This window comes from Pseudomonas sp. P4_C3, assembly GCF_056402075.1.
In genome coordinates this window covers 1-17,082 of record NZ_JBFUIC010000006.1, presented here as the reverse complement: position 1 = coordinate 17,082, position 17,082 = coordinate 1, and the positions used below count along the sequence as shown (strand labels likewise).

14 protein-coding genes and 1 pseudogene are annotated in these 17,082 nt (G+C 59.3%); 5 read left to right on the top strand and 10 right to left on the bottom strand.

The window, feature by feature from the left end; genetic code table 11:
• Window positions 1-60: 60 nt before the first annotated feature.
• The 4 genes from arcC to arcD form a co-directional block, all read right to left on the bottom strand.
• Window positions 61-990 (bottom strand): carbamate kinase, encoded by a 930-nt coding sequence (gene arcC / locus AC1DVH_RS02660; protein WP_477752517.1) that lies wholly within the window; start codon window positions 988-990, stop codon window positions 61-63.
• Window positions 991-1,178: 188 nt separating this feature from the next.
• Window positions 1,179-2,189: an ornithine carbamoyltransferase gene (locus AC1DVH_RS02655; RefSeq protein ID WP_046042231.1), complete on the bottom strand. Its 1,011-nt coding sequence runs from the start codon at window positions 2,187-2,189 to the stop codon at window positions 1,179-1,181.
• 24 nt (window positions 2,190-2,213) lie between these two features.
• A complete protein-coding gene (gene arcA, locus AC1DVH_RS02650) occupies window positions 2,214-3,470 on the bottom strand; it encodes an arginine deiminase (protein WP_477752516.1) in 1,257 nt (418 codons plus the stop codon).
• Between the two features lie 51 nt (window positions 3,471-3,521).
• Window positions 3,522-4,949, bottom strand: a complete 1,428-nt coding sequence (gene arcD, locus AC1DVH_RS02645) for an arginine-ornithine antiporter (RefSeq protein WP_477752515.1) — start codon at window positions 4,947-4,949, stop codon at window positions 3,522-3,524.
• Between the two features lie 440 nt (window positions 4,950-5,389).
• On the opposite strand from arcD, the gene AC1DVH_RS02640 reads away from it, so the two are divergent.
• Together AC1DVH_RS02640 and AC1DVH_RS02635 are read left to right on the top strand one after the other, a co-directional pair.
• A complete protein-coding gene (locus tag AC1DVH_RS02640; RefSeq protein WP_477752567.1) occupies window positions 5,390-5,524 on the top strand; it encodes a hypothetical protein in 135 nt (44 codons plus the stop codon).
• Window positions 5,521-6,384 (top strand): DNA-3-methyladenine glycosylase family protein, encoded by an 864-nt coding sequence (locus tag AC1DVH_RS02635; protein ID WP_477752514.1) that lies wholly within the window; start codon window positions 5,521-5,523, stop codon window positions 6,382-6,384. Before AC1DVH_RS02640 ends, AC1DVH_RS02635 begins: the two co-directional genes overlap by 4 nt.
• Before the next feature lie 130 nt (window positions 6,385-6,514).
• On the opposite strand, the gene AC1DVH_RS02630 is transcribed toward AC1DVH_RS02635, so the two are convergent.
• The 3 genes and pseudogenes from AC1DVH_RS02630 to AC1DVH_RS02620 all read right to left on the bottom strand — a co-directional run.
• Window positions 6,515-7,864 (bottom strand): CoA transferase, encoded by a 1,350-nt coding sequence (locus tag AC1DVH_RS02630; protein ID WP_477752513.1) that lies wholly within the window; start codon window positions 7,862-7,864, stop codon window positions 6,515-6,517.
• A gap of 175 nt (window positions 7,865-8,039) precedes the next feature.
• Window positions 8,040-8,795 (bottom strand): methyl-accepting chemotaxis protein, encoded by a 756-nt coding sequence (locus AC1DVH_RS02625; protein ID WP_477752564.1) that lies wholly within the window; start codon window positions 8,793-8,795, stop codon window positions 8,040-8,042.
• A gap of 102 nt (window positions 8,796-8,897) precedes the next feature.
• Window positions 8,898-9,914: pseudogene (locus AC1DVH_RS02620) on the bottom strand (methyl-accepting chemotaxis protein); the annotation flags it as partial.
• Between the two features lie 623 nt (window positions 9,915-10,537).
• On the opposite strand from AC1DVH_RS02620, the gene AC1DVH_RS02615 reads away from it, so the two are divergent.
• Window positions 10,538-11,410 carry a hypothetical protein gene (locus AC1DVH_RS02615; protein ID WP_477752512.1) on the top strand — a complete coding sequence of 291 codons (873 nt, stop codon included), beginning with the start codon at window positions 10,538-10,540 and terminating at the stop codon, window positions 11,408-11,410.
• 61 nt (window positions 11,411-11,471) lie between these two features.
• On the opposite strand, the gene AC1DVH_RS02610 is transcribed toward AC1DVH_RS02615, so the two are convergent.
• From AC1DVH_RS02610 to gap, 3 genes are all read right to left on the bottom strand, one after another.
• The gene (locus AC1DVH_RS02610; RefSeq protein WP_477752511.1) at window positions 11,472-12,206 is read right to left on the bottom strand and encodes a hypothetical protein; all 735 of its coding nucleotides are present in this window, start codon (window positions 12,204-12,206) and stop codon (window positions 11,472-11,474) included.
• A 240-nt stretch (window positions 12,207-12,446) separates the two neighbouring features.
• Entirely contained in the window at window positions 12,447-12,911 is a 465-nt protein-coding gene (locus tag AC1DVH_RS02605) for a methylglyoxal synthase (RefSeq protein ID WP_218427125.1), read from the bottom strand.
• 88 nt (window positions 12,912-12,999) lie between these two features.
• Window positions 13,000-14,001 carry a type I glyceraldehyde-3-phosphate dehydrogenase gene (gap, locus tag AC1DVH_RS02600; protein ID WP_477752510.1) on the bottom strand — a complete coding sequence of 334 codons (1,002 nt, stop codon included), beginning with the start codon at window positions 13,999-14,001 and terminating at the stop codon, window positions 13,000-13,002.
• A gap of 220 nt (window positions 14,002-14,221) precedes the next feature.
• On the opposite strand from gap, the gene edd reads away from it, so the two are divergent.
• On the top strand, window positions 14,222-16,048 hold the full coding sequence (gene edd / locus AC1DVH_RS02595; RefSeq protein ID WP_223445794.1) for a phosphogluconate dehydratase: 1,827 nt from the start codon (window positions 14,222-14,224) through the stop codon (window positions 16,046-16,048).
• Window positions 16,045-17,004: a glucokinase gene (locus tag AC1DVH_RS02590; RefSeq protein WP_477752509.1), complete on the top strand. Its 960-nt coding sequence runs from the start codon at window positions 16,045-16,047 to the stop codon at window positions 17,002-17,004. The genes edd and AC1DVH_RS02590 overlap by 4 nt, the downstream gene beginning before the upstream one ends.
• Window positions 17,005-17,082: the final 78 nt, after the last annotated feature.

Genomic DNA, 17,082 nt, shown 5'->3' with positions numbered 1-17,082 from the left:
TGACTCTCCTTCAAAAGGTCTTGAATCAGGGCAGGCCTCAGGCCGGCCCCRCAGTTTTGTTTACTGATAGCTGATGCCCGGTGTCGCCGTGCCGATGCGTGTGCCGGCCTTGCCCTGGACGATCGCTTCGATGTCCGCGAGCGAGCCGATCACCGCCACTTTTCCAGTATGGCGCGCGAATTCGCAGGCTGCCTGCACCTTCGGTCCCATGGAACCAGCGGCGAAGCCGAGTTTTTCCATTTCGTCGGGGTGGGCCTGGGCGATGGCTTTCTGCGTGGGTTTGCCAAAATCGATGAAGGCGGCGTTGACGTCGGTGGCGATCACCAGCAGATCGGCTTCCAGCTGTTCGGCCAGCAGCGCCGAGCACAGGTCTTTGTCGATGACCGCTTCGACGCCTTCGAGTTTGCCGGGCGAGGTATACATGGTCGGAATGCCGCCGCCGCCGGCGCAGATCACGATGCTGCTTTTTTCCAGCAGCCATTTGATCGGACGGATTTCGAAGATGCGTTTCGGTTTCGGGCTGGCAACCACGCGGCGATATTTGTCGCCGTCCGGGGCAATGGCCCAGCCTTTTTCGGCGGCGAGTTTTTCCGCATCGGCCTTGCTGTAGACCGGGCCGATGGGCTTGGTGGGGTTCTTGAAGGCCGGGTCATTGGCATCGACTTCGACCTGGGTCAGCAAGGTCGCAAAGGGCACTTCGAAGTCCAGCAGGTTGCCCAGTTCCTGTTCGATGATGTAGCCGATCATGCCTTCGGTTTCGGCACCGAGCACGTCCAGCGGGTAAGGGGTGACGGAGGTGTAGGCCGCCGCTTGCAATGACAGCAGGCCGACTTGCGGGCCATTGCCGTGGGCGATGACCAGTTGGTTGCCGGGATGGATCTTGGCGATCTGTTCGGTGGCGATCCGGATGTTGACGCGCTGGTTGTCAGCGGTCATCGGTTCGCCGCGGCGGAGCAGGGCATTACCGCCAAGAGCTACGACGATGCGCATGGTGCAGTCCTTCTAGTAAAAAGGTTGCAGGCACTCTGTCTCCCGGTGGGAACCCGATCAATGTGGGAGCGAGCTTGCTCGCGATGACTCTTTCACATTCAACACATTTGTTGACTGTTACTCCGCTATCGCGAGCAAGCTCGCTCCCACAGGGGGGTATGTTCCGTCAGTGGGAGCCGAGTCAGCCGTTAGAGATCCGCCAGCGTCGACACCAGAATCGCCTTGATGGTATGCATGCGGTTTTCCGCTTGCTCGAAGGCGATGCAGGCCGGCGACTCGAACACGTCATCGGTCACTTCGATGCCGTTCTTCAGGTGCGGGTACTGTTCGGCAATCTGCTTGCCGATCTTGGTATCACTGTTGTGGAACGCCGGCAGGCAGTGCATGAACTTGGTGCGCGGATTGCCGGTGGCTTTCATCAGTTCGGCGTTGACCTGATACGGCAGCAGTTGCTGGATGCGCTCGGCCCAGGCTTCGACCGGCTCGCCCATCGACACCCACACATCGGTATGGATGAAGTCCACGCCCTTGACGGCGGCTTTCGGGTCTTCGGTGAGGGTGATGCGCGCGCCGCTTTCTTCTGCGTATTGCTTGCAGCGAGCCACCAGGTCGTCCGCCGGCCACAGGGCTTTCGGCGCGCAGATGCGCACGTCCATGCCGAGCTTGGCGCCGATCAGCAGCAGCGAGTTGCCCATGTTGTTACGCGCATCGCCGAGATAGGCGTAGCTGATCTCGTGGATCGGCTTGTCGGCGTGTTCGCGCATGGTCAGCACGTCGGCGATCATTTGCGTTGGGTGGTATTCGTCGGTCAGGCCGTTGAACACCGGCACACCGGCGAACTTGGCCAGTTCCTCAACGATTTCCTGCTTGAAGCCACGGTACTCGATGGCATCGTACATGCGCCCGAGCACACGGGCGGTGTCCTTCATGCTTTCCTTGTGGCCGATCTGCGAAGAGTTCGGGTCGATGTAGGTGACGTTGGCGCCCTGGTCATAGGCTGCAACTTCGAACGCACAGCGGGTGCGGGTCGAGGTCTTTTCGAAGATCAGCGCGATGTTGTTGCCCTTGAGATGCTGCTGTTCGGTGCCGGTGTACTTGGCACGCTTGAGGTCGCGGGACAGGTCGAGCAGGTAGCGCAATTCGCGAGGGGTGTGGTGTTCCAGGCTCAGCAGATTGCGGTTATGGATATTGAACGCCATTTTGGATCTCCTAAGGTGAACAGGTTAGTAGTCAATCGGATCGCGGATGATCGGGCAGGTCATGCAATGGCCGCCGCCCCGTCCCCGGCCGAGTTCGCCGGCGCTGATGGTGATGACCTCCACACCGGCCTTGCGCAGCAGGGTGTTGGTGTAGGTGTTGCGGTCATAGCCGATGACCACGCCCGGTTCCACGGCCACTACGTTGTTGCCGTCGTCCCATTGCTCGCGTTCGGCGGCGAAGCTGTTGCCGCCGGTTTCCACCACGCGCAAAGCTTTGAGGTTCAGGGCCTGGGCCACGGTATCGAGGAAGTTGGTTTCTTCGCGACGGATGTCGATGCCACCGGCCTTGCTTTCATCGGGGCGCAGGGTGAAGGCGACAATCTGGTTCACCACTTCCGGGAAGATCGTGACGAGGTCGCGATCGCAGAAGCTGAACACGGTGTCCAGGTGCATCGCCGCGCGGGATTTCGGCAGGCCGGCGACGATCACTTTCTCGACGGCCTTGTTTTTGAACAAGTTCACCGCCAGTTGCGCAATGGCTTGGCGCGACGAGCGTTCGCCCATACCGATCAACACCACGCCGTTGCCGATCGGCATCACATCACCGCCCTCAAGGGTGGCGTTGCCATGGTCTTTGTCCGGGTCGCCGTACCAGATCTGGAAGTCGGCGTTGGTGAACGCGGGGTGGAATTTGTAGATGGCGGTGGTCAGCAGGGTTTCCTGACGGCGCGCCGGCCAGTACATCGGGTTGAGGGTGACGCCACCGTAGATCCAGCAGGTGGTATCGCGGGTGAACTGGGTGTTGGGCAGCGGCGGCAGGATGAAGCTGGAGTTGCCGAGGAAGTCGCGGAACATCTCGATGGCCTTGCCACCGAAACTGGTCGGCAGATCATCGCCCGATACGCCGCCGATCAGGAACTCGGCGATCTTGCGCGGCTCCAGGCTGCGCAGCCACGAGGCGGTTTCGTTGATCAGGCCCAGACCCACCGAGTTGGCGGTGATCTTGCGTTCCAGAATCCAGTCCAGGGCTTCGGGGATGGCGACGATGTCGGTCAGCAGGTTGTGCATTTCCAGCACATCGATGTTGCGTTCGCGCATCTTGGTGACGAAGTCGAAGTGGTCGCGCTTGGCCTGGGCCACCCACAGCACATCATCGAACAGCAGTTCATCGCAGTTGTTCGGGGTCAGCCGCTGATGGGCAAGTCCTGGGGAGCAAACCATGACTTTGCGCAGTTTGCCGGCTTCGGAATGGACGCCGTACTTAACTTTTTCCGTGGTCATTACAGTGATCCTCCAGATGACAAAACAGGGTAGTGCTTCTAGAAACAGGAGCTAAAGGGTCAGGAAACCGTCGTAGAGACCGTAGGCCGCCACCACGGCACCGACGACCACCGCAGCGAAAACCAGCTTCTCGACGTTGGTGAAAACCGGTTTGTTGATTTCCAGCTTGGCCTTGGCGAACAGGATCACGCCGGGGGCGTAGAGCAGGGCAGACAGCAGCAGGTATTTGATGCCGCCGGCGTACAGCAGCCAGATCGCGTAGACCAGGGCCACGGCGCCGATGATGAGATCCTTCTGCCGTTCGCCCGCCGCGCCTTCGTAGCTTTCGCCACGCACCGCCAACAGCAACGCGTAGGCCGCCGACCACAGGTACGGCACCAGGATCATCGAGGTGGCGAGGTAGATCAGCGACAGGTAAGTGCTGGCGGAGAACAGCGTGATGATCAGGAAAATCTGCACCATGGCGTTGGTCAGCCACAGGGCGTTGACCGGTACATGGTTGGCGTTTTCCTTGCGCAAAAACGCCGGCATGGTGTGGTCCCTGGCGGCGGCGAACATGATCTCCGCGCACAGCAGCACCCACGACAGCAACGCCCCCAGCAACGAGATGATCAAACCGACGCTGATCAGCACCGCACCCCAGTGACCGACCACGTGTTCCAGCACGGCGGCCATTGAGGGGTTCTGCAGTTTGGCCAGTTCCGGCTGGGTCATGATCCCCAGCGACAGCACGTTGACCAGCACTAAAAACAGCAGCACGGTGACGAAGCCGATCACAGTGGCCTTACCCACATCGCTGCGCTTTTCCGCCCGGGCCGAAAAGATGCTCGCGCCTTCGATGCCGATGAACACCCACACGGTGACCAGCATCATTTTGCGTACCTGGTCCATCACGCTGCCCAGGTCCGGGTTCTTCAGGCCCCAGATGTCGGCGGTGAAGATGTCCAGTTTGAAGGCGAACAATGCAATCAACATGAACAGCAGCAGCGGCACGATCTTGGCGACGGTGGTCACCAGGTTGATGAACGCTGCTTCCTTTATTCCTCGCAGTACGAGGAAATGTACGGCCCAGAGCAGCACCGAGGCGCCGATCACGGCGGCAGGGGTATTCCCCTCCCCAAATAGCGGAAAGAAGTAGCCGAGCGTGCTGAACAGCAAGACGAAGTAGCCAACGTTGCCCAGCCAGGCACTGATCCAGTACCCCCAAGCGGACGAGAAGCCCATGTAGTCGCCGAAACCGGCCTTGGCGTAGGCGTAAACCCCGCCATCAAGGTCGGGTTTGCGGTTGGCCAGGGTCTGGAACACAAACGCCAGGGTGAGCATGCCGACGGCGGTGATCGCCCAACCAATCAGAATGGCGCCGACATCGGCACTGGCGGCCATGTTTTGTGGCAAGGAAAAGATCCCCCCACCAATCATCGAACCCACGACTAACGCAACCAGCGCGCCGAGTTTCAGTTTTCCGGGAGCTTCAGACATTGCATGACTCCAATGCAGGAGAAGAGAGGCAACAGACTAATTCCGTTGACTGCTCAATCAGCTGACTTAGATCACTAAATGAGAGCGTTCCCAGTTTGTTGGCGGAGTGCCATCATTTACAATGTTGCTGCCTGTAATGCCTGTTCTAGAGGCTTTTGCAGATTATTCAAGAACTTTTTAGCATTTGTTTCGAATTATGACGCTAGTTGGTTTTTCAAAATCTGCAAATTTTATTCATGCATTTTTTGTACTGAATTGATGTATTAAAAAGACGTATAAAACAAATGATTATATCGGTGTAAAAATAGCCATTTTGTGCAAGTAAAAAAGAAGCTTGTTGGCGTTATCCAATAAACGTTATTACTCTTCATCAGTTTAGTTGCCGCCCGTTATGTGACGACTTCGCGGCAGTTGCCGCCCCCAAAAATGGAGATGCAACGATGTCGCAATCACCGAACAAGCTTCGCCTGAGCGCGTTGATCGCGTTGGTGGTGGGTTCGATGATTGCTGGCATCGCTCTGGGTTATGCGGGGCTGGCGGCCTATGGCGTGTACAGCGGCTTGTTGAGTCTGTGAAGCTGTTGCTGGCGTACCAGCCACCCTATGACTGGCCGGCGCTGCTCGGGTTTTTGTCGGCGCGGGCGATTGTCGGGTTGGAAACGGTGGTCGACGGTGTGTATTCGCGCAGCATCGGTTTGAACGGTGCTTGCGGTATGTTCTCGATCCAGCCTGGCACCTTGGATGCCCTTGAGTTGACCCTGGATTTTCCTGATCCGGGCGCCGTCCCTGCAATCGTCGCAAGCGTGCGGCGGATGTTTGATCTGGACGCCGACCTGTCCACGATTCACCGGCACCTGGCAGTTGATCCGCTGCTGGCGCGGCTGATTGCCGAGCACCCCGGGCTGCGTGTGCCGGGGGCGTGGGATGGCCTGGAGTTGGCGATCCGCGCGGTACTGGGGCAGCAGATCACGGTGGTGGCGGCGATCAAATTGGCGGGGAAACTGGTGGCGCAGTACGGCACGCCATTCCATTCACGGTTGCCGGGGTTGACCCATGTGTTTCCCGAGGCCAGCGTTTTGGCAGGCGCAGATCTGGCCGCGTTGGGCATGCCGAAAAGCCGAGGCCGGACGTTGTCGGGGGTGGCCCAGGCATTACTCGATGATCCACGGTTGTTCGAGCCCGGTCGGGAGGGAGGCGTAGCGCGGTTATTGGCCTTGCATGGGATTGGCGACTGGACGGCGCAATACATTGCGTTGCGACAGTTGCGGGAGATGGATGGATTTCCCAATGGCGACGTGGGGTTGATCAATGCATTGGCGGCGCTGGAGGGTGGGCCGGTGACGGCGCGGCAGCTTTTGGCGCGAGCCGAAAGCTGGCAGCCTTATCGAGGGTATGCGGCGCAGGTGCTGTGGACTTCGTTGAGTCGGGCGGACTGATCGGGAGCGAGTTTAGTGTTGTCTCCACTGGCGCCATCGCGAGCAGGCTCGCTCCTACATTTGATCGCGGTCGTCCGGGAGAACCCGCTCACCTGTGGGAGCGAGCCTGCTCGCGATAGCTATCTAAAAGTCACCACCACTGTGCGGGATGTGAACCCAATTCCGTGGCCGGAAGCGTCCATTGCAACGGCGTCGCTGTGATCTTCAAAGGAGCGTGCAACCGGTGCGCCGGCCCCCAAGGTGTCTGCTCCACCATCAACCCCAGATCCTGCTCATTTTCCGTATGTAACGCTTCACTCGTCCCTGGCCCATGCTCGATCAACAACTTCGCCGTACGCGCCAACGACAACCGGGCCGATCCCCCCATCCCGCGGCTCAAGCGCTCTGCCAACAACCTGATCGCACTGGCCGCCATCAAATACCCGGTGGCGTGATCGAGGGCCTGGACCGGCAACGGTGTCGGCTTGTCCGCCTGTTTCCAGCGCATGCCCGCTTCGGCAATGCCGCTGCTCATCTGCACCAGGCTGTCGAAGCCCCTTCGGTTTTGCCAGGGGCCGATCCAGCCATAGGCGTTGAGGCAAACATCGATCAGGCCTGGGTTCAGTTGCCGGCGCTCATTCATGCCCAGGCCAAGTCGCTCCAGTGCATCGGCGCGATAACCGTGGAGCAGAATGTCGGCATCCTTGAGCAGGCATTCGAATATGCCGCGGTCGGACCTGTCATTCAGATCAAGACGCGCGCAGCGTTTTCCCAATGTGACTTCCGGCACCACCCCCGGCTCGTTCCAGGTCGGCGGATCGATGCGCAAGACATCAGCGCCCAGGCCGGCCAGAAAGCGGCTGGCGATGGGGCCTGCCAGCACCCGGGTCAAATCCAGCACCTTGATGCCAGACAGTGGCCGGGCCACTGAGCCCGCCCACGGTTTGTCGCTCTGGCCAGGGTGGCTGGTGAAATGAATMAAGGGTTCGGCATTTACCGCCTGGCCTTGAGGATGGGTCTGCCATTGATCCCAGGTGCGCATTTCGGCGGCACAGCCACCGGCATCGACTACCGCCTGCTCCAGCTCGCTTTTCGCCCATCGAGCCACTTTACCGGCCATCGCTGCGCGGTCGGTACAGGCACCGAGCACGCGTTCGGCAGCGGCGCGGTGGTGGGGTGCGTTGGTGTGCAGGCGAATCCAGCCATCGCGGGTGGCGTAGTCACCGGCCACCGCATCCCACAGCGGCGGAACGCTCCAGCCGATCGGGCGAATCGAGGTTGAGAACCAGAAGGACGCCAAACGCCGGTCAACTTCAAGATCGGGCAGGCGTCCGGTTTGTTGGTGCAGCAGTTCGCTGACGACCTGGCCGGCGGCAGCGATGCTGGCGCAGGCCAGATCCGTGACGGCAAACGCCGAGGGCAGGGCGCCGCTGGACGTGAATGGAATCGGATAGTGAGGCAAACCGAGTGCAGCTTGAATGGACGTGAGCAGATCAGTCATCGAAGGGCCCTCCGGAACGAGAGCCAGATCTTAGTCCAAAACATGGCTGGATCATGTGAAACCTTGTGGGAGCGAGCTTGCTCGCGATAGCGGTCTTTCAATCAACATTGATGTTGAATGTAATTCCGTCATCGCGAGCAAGCTCGCTCCCACAGGGGGATCTTCGGTCGGTGCTTTAAACGCGAAACTGATCCATCAACTTCATCTGCTGGGTGGTCAGGGCGTTGAGCTGGCTGCTGATCTGTGCCGATTCGGTGGCCTGGCCGGTCAGGGTTTCGGTGACGGTGCGGATCGCCGAGACGTTGCGGTTGACCTCTTCGGCCACGGCGCTTTGCTGCTCGGCGGCGCTGGCGATTTGCAGGTTCATGTCGCTGATCACGGTGACCGCGTCACTGATCTTGCTCAAGGCCTGGACCGCCTGCTGAATCTGCCCGGCGTTGCTGTGGGCCTGGGTCTGGCTTGAATGCATGGTCGCGACCACGCCGCGGGTGCCGGACTGGATGCGTTCGATCACCAGGCGAATTTCTTCCACCGAATCCTGGGTGCGCTTGGCCAGGTTGCGCACTTCATCGGCCACCACCGCAAAGCCGCGACCGCTCTCGCCGGCACGGGCGGCTTCAATCGCCGCGTTGAGCGCCAGCAGGTTGGTTTGTTCGGCGATGCTGCGAATCACCTCCAGCACCGAACCGATCTGCTCGCTGTTGACCGCGAGGGCTTCGACTTCGGTCACGGCCTTGCTGACCTCTTCGGCCAGTTGATTGATATCGCGGGTGCTGCGCTCGATGATCGACATGCCGTCGCGGGCCGATTGGTCGGCACCCTTGGCAGCGTTGGCCGCGTTCGAGGCGCTGTTGGCGACATCGTGGGCGGTGGCGCTCATCTCGTTGGACGCGGTGGCGACCTGGTCGATTTCGCGGAATTGCACCTGCATGCCTTCGCTGGTCTGGCGGGCGATTTCTGAAGACTGGTCGGCGGTGCCACGGGCATCGGTGATGCTTTGCTTGATCTGCGCGATGGTCGGTTGCAGCTTGTCGAGGAAGCGGTTGAACCAGCTCACCAGTTCGCCCAGTTCGTCCTGCTTGCTGTAGTGCAGGCGCTGGGTCAGGTCGCCGTCGCCACTGGCAATCGCCTTGAGCATTTGTGCCACGCTGTTGATCGGCCGGGTCACGCCCRACGCGGTGAGCCACATCAGCAACAGCCCGAGCAGGCCGGCGATCACCGCCACCGACAGCGCCTTGATCGTGCCGCTTTGCTGGGCATCGTCGAGCACGGCCTGCAGCTTCACCGAGTCGGCCAGCAGCACTTGCCTGGGCAGGTCGATGACCACGGCCCAGGCCTTGGCATCGGCAATCGGACTCACCGGGTACACCGCGCGGATCAGGTCACCTTGCTGGAGAATCTTCGGCGCGCCAGTAGCGAGCAATTGCAGGATGTCCTTGCCATCCGCGCCCAGGGTGTCGCCGATGTTCTTGCCGACTTTACCGGCATCGACACTGTAGGCAGCCAGCACGCCAGTGCCGGAGACGATCAGCATGTGTCCGGCGCTGTTGAACAGCACGCGCTGGGAATCAACCGCCGCCGCTTGCAGGGCATCAAGGGCGATGTCGATACCGACCACGCCGATGGACTTGCCATCCACCAGCAGCGGTACGGAGATGGTGGTCATCAACACTTCCTTGCCGCCGACAGTATCGGCGTAGGGGTCGAGCAGGCAGGTGCGCTGGCTGTCCCGCGGGCAGGTGTACCAGACGTTGTACGGCGTGCCACTGAGGTTCAGGGTGGTTTTGGTCATGTCCTCTTCGACCATGATCGTGTTCAGCGGCTCACCCCCGGCGCGGCTCCAGTAGGTGGCGAAACGGCCGTTCTCGTTAGACTGGCGGGCGGCGTCGTTGGCGAACTCGCTGTCCTTGCCGTCCAGGCCGTTGGGTTCGAACGCCAGCCAGATGCCCAGCACTTTGCCGTTGCGCTCAAAGGCGGTTTTCAGGCTCTGGTTCAACTCTTCACGCAGGGCGCCGGGCGCAAGCTCGCGCTTGGCGGCCAGGGTGCGCATGTCCTTGATCTGGTCCGCGAGGGCGGTCACCACCGTCAGGGTTTCACCGAAGGTCTTCTGCACCCGCACCGCTTGCTCGGCGGCTTTGGCCTGAAGCAGGTCCTGCACACTGGCGGTAAGCATTCTGCTGCTGGAATCGTTGACCAGGTCATCGTTCTGATTGGTCTGGTAAATGTTCATGCCCACTATCAAGGCGACTACACCCAGCAGGCACAGACCGGACAGCAGGACGATTTTCAGGCGAATGGACAGTGAGTCGAACATGAGGCGAACTCGCGAATGGATGAAGTGTTGGCTGTGGGCCGTTGCGGCTCACTCGCTAAATCCATTTAGCGCCGATCAATGCACATCGGCGTGGCGCTGAGGTTACATGAGGGGTAACTCGACGAACGGTAGTGGTTGAACGTTTGCGCAGAAAAATGTGCCGAAAATGGGGGTAAAAATAGGAAAAAGCGCGGAGTCATTTCAGGGCAGTGGCGCCGAAAATGAAATTCACGAAATACATATGTACCGCTTCTCATTCAGGGCAGACCGCTTAAATGCGCAGGCCACCTCGGTGGAACGCTTGCGGAAGTTTTCGCTTCTGGCATCTGACAAAAAATAATGAGAAGGACTTCATGTGTATGACTTGTTTTAAAGGGATCGGGCTTCGCTCGGTGTTGTTGTTTTGGGGGATGTTATTGGCGGCAGGTGCGGCACCTGCGATGTCTTTTCTGAGCTCGGCAGCTGTTTCGGGTATCGCCTCTCAAATTCCCTCGGCGGCAACGGTATTGCCGGACAAACTGAACACCCTCAAGGAAAGTCTGGCTGACGAAACGGATGTGAAGCAATACAGCTTCATGGCGGTGCGGGGACAGGATGTGTGGATCCATGCGAGTGGGACGAAAGGCGGGCCATTGACGCTGGAATACAATCGAAATGGCACATGGGCCGTAATCCCTTGGGGTGTACCCTTTACGGTGTCTGGCTTACAGCCGAATGAGGAAGTTCAGGTTCGTATCTCGAAGAAGCCGTCCGCCCCGTTCGTGGCAGGTGATATCTACAAGCTCGAGTTTGGTTCAGCGCCTTACTACGCCGACAGTCGTGTCCAGGGCGATACCGGTGATCTGCGGCACTACTGGGCGACCACACAGGCCTACAGAGTCTTGAATTGGTCGGTCCGATTGAGGGATTCGACCGGGCAACCGCTCGAAGGTGCTACCGCTACCTTGATATTGAACAAGGGGGCGGGGGCGGATGATGAAAGGTTCGATCTTATAACGGACAGCACTGGTAGCGCTGTGCAAGCCCTTGAGTTGGGCAGGTGTTATGGCCAGTTGAAGTCTGATCCTTTCTGGACCAGCAGTGGCAAGTATCGCTATAAGTGGGAAGTTGAATACAACCTGGGGTATTGGTTGATCCAGGTTCAACGCAAAGAGGATTCGGGGGTGGGAGGTTACAACGTGCGGAACGTTTCATTTGCTCAGATATGCTATCAAAATATGTTGCGTAACTAGGCCTGTTATATTCCCGGTAACGCGGTAGTGCACACCCGCGTTACCGGGCTTTATCAAACGATCAGGCTTCGATGTGTAGCCCCTGCCTTTTTTCAAACGGATATTTTTCAGCGTTTTTATGCAATTGATCCAGCCAGGAGTCTGAATTTCTCAGGTCAAGCGCACCTTTGTTCAGCAATAATCCATAGTCAATCATCTTATGGAAGTTGCGCAGGTCAAGATTCACCTTGCCTTCGAACTGTGGTTTATCCATTTGGACCAGTTCGATTACGAGCTTGGCATGCTTGAGTGTCAGGGTTTGCAAACCTTTGGTCTCGTTCAACAGGGTATTCAATATCTCCTCATCCCTGGCAGTCAGTGTGTCGGGGGGCGAAGTGACTTTCAACTGACCGTCTTCGGCCACGGTGAAGCCCATTACTTTATTGGCCAAGCCAGACCATTTGCTTTGCAGGTCTTTTTTGAAATCGGAGTAAATCCCTTCCATTTTTTTTAGCGTCAAACTTGCGTAGAATTCATGATGCCTAATCATTGAATGTCTGTAGCTTTTTATCCGAGGGGGGAGGTCAGTGAACTCGTTATGTGGTTCGAGCGCATTCAAAAATTCATCCACCTCATTCAGTTTTTCGCTGCTGAGATTTCTAGCTTCACTTTGAGGAGCTCGGAGTTTCTCGATGGTCAACCTTAACCTGTCATTCATTACCGGAATGTCAACTTTCTCAGGCTGGGCTTTTTCCGTGTTCGCTTTCAATGTTTGCGGATACGGAACTTGAAAAGATGCAGCGGCACTTACATTCATGTCAGCTTCTCGTTGTGGGGTTTCATGGTGCTTAACGGCCAAACCCGGTCATGGATGACCTGATAAACACGTAGGAGAAATCCGAGCAGGAAGTAGGTACTTTCAAGTGTGCCGTTGTCGGCTGTTACAGGGCGGCTTGAGGAGACTTCAGGTGATTGCGGCAGTGATTCCGGTCGTGACCAGATCCACAGATTGCCCAGCCAGGCACTCAGGCGCGGCGAACTGCGGGCCGCAGCACATTTACGCGCGACCCTGCAAATAGGTCGCGTAATCGGGAATCCGATGGGTATGCGCCTGATCCATCAACGGGCTGCTGAGCAGGTAGTCGGCGCTGCATTCGTTGCAAGCCACCGGGATGTTCCACACCGCTGCGACCCGCAGCAATGCCTTGATATCCGGGTCGTGGGGCTGGGGTTCGAACGGGTCCCAGAAAAACACCAGCATGTCGACCCGCTGCTCGGCGATTTGCGCGCCGAGTTGTTGGTCGCCGCCCAGTGGCCCGCTGATCATGCTTTGTACCGGCAGGTCGAGGCGTTGTTGCAACAACAAACCCGTGGTGCCGGTGGCGACCAGATCATGCTGGGCCAGTCTGTCTTTTTGCCGTTCGGCCCAGTCCAGCAAGAACACCTTGCAGTGGTCATGGGCAACCAGGGCGATACGCTTGCGCGCCGCCAGGGTCTTTTGTGTAAAGCTGATGCCGATCATGGGGGGCTCCAAGGCATGAACACGATGCTGTGCATTGCACGTATCTGTAGGAGCTGCCTCCGGCAGCTCCTACAGTCGTAAGCTTCGCTTACTCGGCGTTGCACAGCGCCAGGCAGTTATCGAGCATGCGGTTGGAGAAGCCCCACTCGTTGTCATACCACGCCAATACCTTGAGCAGCTTGCCGCTGGCCTTGGTGTGGTTGGCGTCGAAGATCGACGACAGCGGGTTGTGGTTGAAGTCGCTGGAGACCAGCGGCAGGGTGTTGTACCCAAGGATCTTCGAGTGCTGGCTGGCTTCTTTCATCAGCGCATTGACCTCATCGGCCGACGCTTCGCGCTTGAGCTGCACCGTCAGGTCCACCAGCGAAACATTGATCACCGGTACGCGCACCGACATGCCGGTCAATTTGCCCGACAGTTCCGGCAGCACCAGGCCCACCGCTTCGGCAGCACCGGTCTTGCTCGGGATCATGTTCTGGGTGGCCGAACGGGCGCGGTACGGATCGACGTGATAGACGTCGGTCAGGTGCTGATCGTTGGTGTAGGCGTGGATGGTGGTCATCAGACCGCTTTCGATACCCAATTCGCGATGCAACACCTGGGCCACCGGGGCCAGGCAGTTGGTGGTGCACGATGCGTTGGAAATGATCTGGTGCGATTGGCGCAGAATGTCGTGGTTCACCCCGTAAACCACGGTAGCGTCGGCGCCTTTGGCCGGGGCCGAGATGATCACTTTGCGCGCGCCGGCTGTAATATGCGCGGCGGCTTTGGCCCGGTCGGTGAACAGACCGGTGCATTCGAACACCACATCAATTTTTTCCGCGGCCCAAGGCAGCTCGGCCGGGTTGCGGATGGCGCTGACCGAAATGCGGTCGCCGTTGACCGTCAGGCTCTCCAGATCGTGCTGGACATCGGCATCGAACGTGCCGTGAACGGTGTCGTACTTGAGCAGATGAGCATTGATCGCGCTGTCGCCCAGATCGTTGATGGCGACGATCTGCAGATCCTGACGGTAGCCCTGGGTATAGAGTGCACGCAGGACATTACGGCCGATGCGGCCAAAACCATTGATTGCGATTCGAAGAGTCATATTGCGGCGCTACCGTCGTTTTGTTGTTGGAATTACAAGATTATTCGTAAAAAAATAGAAAACAAGCCTTTTTGATGGCAATATTTTGTTCGATCTACAACGAGTGACCTGAATCAACTGGTCCGAATGGTCAAACAAACCGTCTGTCATCCCATCGACACCGGCCTTTGATCAACATAGACAATCAGGTCGCCACATCCGTTAGCCTGGAGTTCTACACATGCATCCCCGCGTCCTTGAGGTCACTGAACGGCTTATCGCCCGCAGCCGCGCCACGCGTGAGGCCTACCTTGCATTGATCCGCGGTGCGGCCAGCGACGGTCCGATGCGCGGCAAGCTGCAATGCGCCAACTTCGCCCACGGCGTGGCCGGTTGCGGCAGCGATGACAAGCACAGCCTGCGGATGATGAACTCCGCCAACATCGCGATAGTTTCGTCATATAACGACATGCTCTCGGCGCACCAGCCGTACGAAGTCTTCCCCGAACTGATCAAGAAAGCCCTGCGCGAGATCGGCTCCGTCGGCCAGTTCGCCGGTGGCACCCCGGCGATGTGCGATGGCGTGACCCAGGGCGAACCGGGCATGGAACTGAGCCTGCCGAGCCGCGAAGTGATCGCGTTGTCCACGGCCGTGGCGCTGTCCCACAACATGTTCGACGGCGCGCTGCTGCTCGGCATCTGCGACAAGATCGTGCCGGGCCTGATGATGGGCGCGCTGCGCTTCGGCCATCTGCCGATGATCTTCGTACCGGGCGGGCCGATGGTCTCGGGCATTTCCAACAAGCAAAAAGCCGACGTGCGCCAGAAGTACGCCGAAGGCAAGGCGACCCGCGAGGAGCTGCTGGAATCGGAAATGAAGTCCTACCACAGCCCTGGCACTTGCACCTTCTACGGCACCGCCAACACCAACCAGTTGTTGATGGAAGTCATGGGCCTGCACCTGCCGGGCGCGTCCTTCGTCAACCCGAATACGCCATTGCGCGACGCCTTGACCCGCGAAGCGGCGCATCAGGTCACGCGTTTGACCAAGCAGAACGGTGACTACATCCCGATTGGTGAAATCGTCGACGAGCGTTCGCTGGTCAACTCGATTGTTGCGCTGCACGCCACCGGCGGCTCGACCAATCACACCTTGCACATGCCGGCCATCGCCATGGCGGCGGGCATTCAGCTGACCTGGCAGGACATGGCCGACCTCTCCGAAGTCGTGCCGACCCTGAGCCACGTCTACCCGAACGGCAAAGCCGACATCAACCACTTCCAGGCGGCGGGCGGCATGTCGTTCCTGATCCGCGAACTGCTGGAAGCCGGATTGCTCCACGAAAACGTCAACACCGTGATGGGCCACGGCCTGAGCCGCTACACCCAGGAACCGTTCCTCGACAATGGCCAGCTGGTGTGGCGCGAAGGCGTGACCGACAGCCTCGATGAAAGCATCCTGCGCCCGGTCGCCCGCGCGTTCTCGGCAGAGGGTGGCCTGCGGGTGATGGAAGGCAACCTCGGTCGTGGCGTGATGAAAGTCTCCGCCGTGGCCGTGGAAAACCAGGTCGTCGAAGCGCCAGCCATGGTGTTCCAGGATCAGCAGGACCTGGCCGATGCCTTCAAGGCCGGTTTGCTGGAGAAGGATTTTGTCGCAGTGATGCGCTTCCAGGGCCCGCGCTCCAACGGCATGCCGGAACTGCACAAGATGACGCCGTTCCTCGGTGTGTTGCAGGATCGCGGCTTCAAGGTGGCACTGGTGACTGACGGGCGCATGTCCGGCGCATCAGGGAAAATCCCGGCGGCCATCCACGTCAGCCCCGAAGCTTATGTCGGCGGCGCTTTGGCGCGGGTGCAAGAGGGCGATATCATCCGCGTCGATGGCGTCAAAGGCACCCTGGAGCTTAAGGTGGACGCCGAAGAATTTGCAGCGCGCACGCCGGCCAAAGGTCTGTTGGGCAACAACATCGGCACCGGTCGCGAGCTGTTCGGTTTCATGCGCATGGCCTTCAGCTCGGCGGAGCAGGGCGCCAGCGCCTTCACTTCTGCCCTGGAGACGCTTAATTGAAACTGGCTTTGGTCGGTGACATCGGTGGGACCAACGCACGTTTCGCGTTGTGGAAAAACCAGCAACTGGAATCGGTCCAAGTGCTGGCGACAGCAGATTTCCCCAGCCCCGAAGAGGCAATCAGCCTCTACCTTAGTGGCCTGGGGCTGGCGCCGGGGGCGATCGGTTCGGTGTGCCTGTCGGTGGCCGGTCCCGTGAGTGGCGATGAATTCAAATTCACCAACAATCACTGGCGCCTGAGCCGCAAGGGCTTTTGCCAGACCTTGCAGGTCGAGCAACTGTTGCTGGTCAACGACTTCTCGGCCATGGCCCTGGGTATGACCCGTTTGCAGCCCGGCGAATTCCGCGTGGTCTGCGAAGGTACGCCGGAGCCGTTGCGCCCGGCGGTGGTGATTGGCCCGGGCACAGGCCTGGGTGTCGGCACCTTGCTCGATCTTGGCGAAGGGCGTTTTGCCGCGTTGCCCGGCGAAGGCGGTCACGTCGATTTGCCGCTGAGCAGTCCACGGGAAACCCAACTCTGGCAGCACATCTTCAACGAAATCGGCCATGTCAGCGCCGAAACAGCCTTGAGTGGCGGTGGCTTGCCCCGCGTCTACCGGGCGATCTGCGCGGTGGACGGGCACACGCCGGTGCTCGACACGCCGGAAGCCATCACCGCTGCCGGGCTGGCGGGCGACCCGATTGCCGTGGAAGTGCTTGAGCAGTTCTGCTGCTGGCTCGGTCGCGTGGCCGGCAACAACGTGCTGACCACCGGCGGGCGTGGTGGCGTGTACATCGTGGGTGGGGTGATTCCGCGGTTTGCCGACTTCTTCCTCGAAAGCGGTTTCGCCCGCTGCTTCGCCGACAAGGGTTGCATGAGCGATTACTTCAAGGGGATTCCGGTGTGGCTGGTGACGGCGCCGTATTCGGGATTGATGGGTGCGGGTGTGGCGCTGGAACAATCCAGCTCCGACTGAAATGCAATCCACTGTGGGAGCGAGCTTGCTCGCGATGGCGGAGTGTCAGTCAACAAAGATGTTGAATGTAATGACGCC